The sequence below is a fragment of the Vibrio sp. Vb1554 genome (genome assembly GCF_033344235.1).
Map to the genome: position 1 here is coordinate 1 of NZ_JAWPOJ010000069.1, position 3,076 is coordinate 3,076.

Annotated in this window: 2 rRNA genes; both read left to right on the forward strand. The window is 51.1% G+C overall.

The features are described 5' to 3' along the window. The first annotated feature begins 25 nt into the window (after positions 1–25). Positions 26–2,915, forward strand: a 23S ribosomal RNA gene (locus R8N28_RS23590). A gap of 93 nt (positions 2,916–3,008) precedes the next feature. Continuing rightward, positions 3,009–3,076 (forward strand): 5S ribosomal RNA (gene rrf / locus R8N28_RS23595); the annotation flags it as partial.

Below are 3,076 nucleotides of genomic sequence, written 5' to 3' on the forward strand. Positions count from 1 at the left end.
AACTCGAAACTCCTTCGGGTTGTATGGTTAAGTGACTAAGCGTACACGGTGGATGCCTTGGCAGTCAGAGGCGATGAAGGACGTATTAACTTGCGATAAGCCCAGATTAGGTAGTAAAAACCATTTGAGTCTGGGATTTCCGAATGGGGAAACCCAATACCATAAGGTATTACTGTTGAGTGAATACATAGCTCAACAGGGCGAACCGGGGGAACTGAAACATCTAAGTACCCCGAGGAAAAGAAATCAACCGAGATTCCGAAAGTAGCGGCGAGCGAAATTGGACTAGCCCTTAAGCTTTACACGCGTTAGACGAACAGCCTGGAAAGGCCGACGATACAGGGTGATAGTCCCGTAGTTGACGACGTGTGTTCAGTGAAATCGAGTAGGGCGGGACACGTGATATCCTGTCTGAATATGGGGGGACCATCCTCCAAGGCTAAATACTACTGACTGACCGATAGTGAACCAGTACCGTGAGGGAAAGGCGAAAAGAACCCCTGTGAGGGGAGTGAAATAGAACCTGAAACCGTGTACGTACAAGCAGTAGGAGCAGGCTTGTCCTGTGACTGCGTACCTTTTGTATAATGGGTCAGCGACTTATATTCAGTGGCAAGGTTAACCATCTAGGGGAGCCGTAGGGAAACCGAGTCTTAACTGGGCGTTCAGTCTCTGGATATAGACCCGAAACCAGGTGATCTAGCCATGGGCAGGTTGAAGGTTGAGTAACATCAACTGGAGGACCGAACCGACTAATGTTGAAAAATTAGCGGATGACTTGTGGCTAGGGGTGAAAGGCCAATCAAACCTGGAGATAGCTGGTTCTCCCCGAAAGCTATTTAGGTAGCGCCTCGGACGAATACTACTGGGGGTAGAGCACTGTTAAGGCTAGGGGGTCATCCCGACTTACCAACCCTTTGCAAACTCCGAATACCAGTAAGTACTATCCGGGAGACACACGGCGGGTGCTAACGTCCGTCGTGGAGAGGGAAACAACCCAGACCGCCAGCTAAGGTCCCAAATTACTACTAAGTGGGAAACGATGTGGGAAGGCTCAGACAGCCAGGATGTTGGCTTAGAAGCAGCCATCATTTAAAGAAAGCGTAATAGCTCACTGGTCGAGTCGGCCTGCGCGGAAGATGTAACGGGGCTAAGTAGTAAACCGAAGCTGCGGCAATATACTTTTGTATATTGGGTAGGGGAGCGTTCTGTAAGCGGTTGAAGGTGTGTGGTAACGCATGCTGGACGTATCAGAAGTGCGAATGCTGACATGAGTAACGATAAAGGGGGTGAAAAACCTCCTCGCCGGAAGACCAAGGGTTCCTGTCCAACGTTAATCGGGGCAGGGTAAGTCGACCCCTAAGGCGAGGCCGAAAGGCGTAGTCGATGGGAAACGGGTTAATATTCCCGTACTTCTTACAATTGCGATGGGGGGACGGAGAAGGCTAGGTGGGCCTGGCGACGGTTGTCCAGGTTCAAGTGCGTAGGCTGAAGAGTTAGGTAAATCCGGCTCTTTCTAAGGCTGAGACACGACGTCGAGCATCTACGGATGTGAAGTCATTGATGCCATGCTTCCAGGAAAAGCCTCTAAGCTTCAGATTGTAAGGAATCGTACCCCAAACCGACACAGGTGGTCGGGTAGAGAATACCAAGGCGCTTGAGAGAACTCGGGTGAAGGAACTAGGCAAAATGGTACCGTAACTTCGGGAGAAGGTACGCTCTCGACGGTGAAGTCCCTCGCGGATGGAGCTATTGAGAGTCGCAGATACCAGGTGGCTGCAACTGTTTATTAAAAACACAGCACTGTGCAAAATCGCAAGATGACGTATACGGTGTGACGCCTGCCCGGTGCCGGAAGGTTAATTGATGGGGTTAGACTTCGGTCGAAGCTCTTGATCGAAGCCCCGGTAAACGGCGGCCGTAACTATAACGGTCCTAAGGTAGCGAAATTCCTTGTCGGGTAAGTTCCGACCTGCACGAATGGCGTAATGATGGCCACGCTGTCTCCACCCGAGACTCAGTGAAATTGAAATCGCTGTGAAGATGCAGTGTACCCGCGGCTAGACGGAAAGACCCCGTGAACCTTTACTACAGCTTGGCACTGAACATTGACCCTACATGTGTAGGATAGGTGGGAGGCTTTGAAGCGCAGTCGCTAGATTGCGTGGAGCCGTCCTTGAAATACCACCCTTGTAGTGTTGATGTTCTAACGTCGACCCCTTATCGGGGTTGCGGACAGTGCCTGGTGGGTAGTTTGACTGGGGCGGTCTCCTCCCAAAGCGTAACGGAGGAGCACGAAGGTGGGCTAATCACGGTTGGACATCGTGAGGTTAGTGCAATGGCATAAGCCCGCTTGACTGCGAGAATGACAATTCGAGCAGGTGCGAAAGCAGGTCATAGTGATCCGGTGGTTCTGAATGGAAGGGCCATCGCTCAACGGATAAAAGGTACTCCGGGGATAACAGGCTGATACCGCCCAAGAGTTCATATCGACGGCGGTGTTTGGCACCTCGATGTCGGCTCATCACATCCTGGGGCTGAAGTCGGTCCCAAGGGTATGGCTGTTCGCCATTTAAAGTGGTACGCGAGCTGGGTTTAGAACGTCGTGAGACAGTTCGGTCCCTATCTGCCGTGGGCGTTGGAGAATTGAAAGGGGCTGCTCCTAGTACGAGAGGACCGGAGTGGACGAACCTCTGGTGTTCGGGTTGTGTCGCCAGACGCATTGCCCGGTAGCTAAGTTCGGGATCGATAACCGCTGAAAGCATCTAAGCGGGAAGCGAGCCTTGAGATGAGTTCTCCCTGATACTTTAAGTATCCTAAAGGGTTGTCGTAGACTACGACGTTGATAGGCAGGGTGTGTAAGCGTTGTGAGGCGTTGAGCTAACCTGTACTAATTGCCCGTGAGGCTTAACCATACAACACCCAAGGGGTTTTGATGGACTCAATGAAAGAACATTGAATGTGTAAGAACGAGAATTAAAAAACAGCTTTCCAGATTAAAGAATTTGCTTGGCGACCATAGCGTTTTGGACCCACCTGATTTCCATGCCGAACTCAGAAGTGAAACGAAATAGCG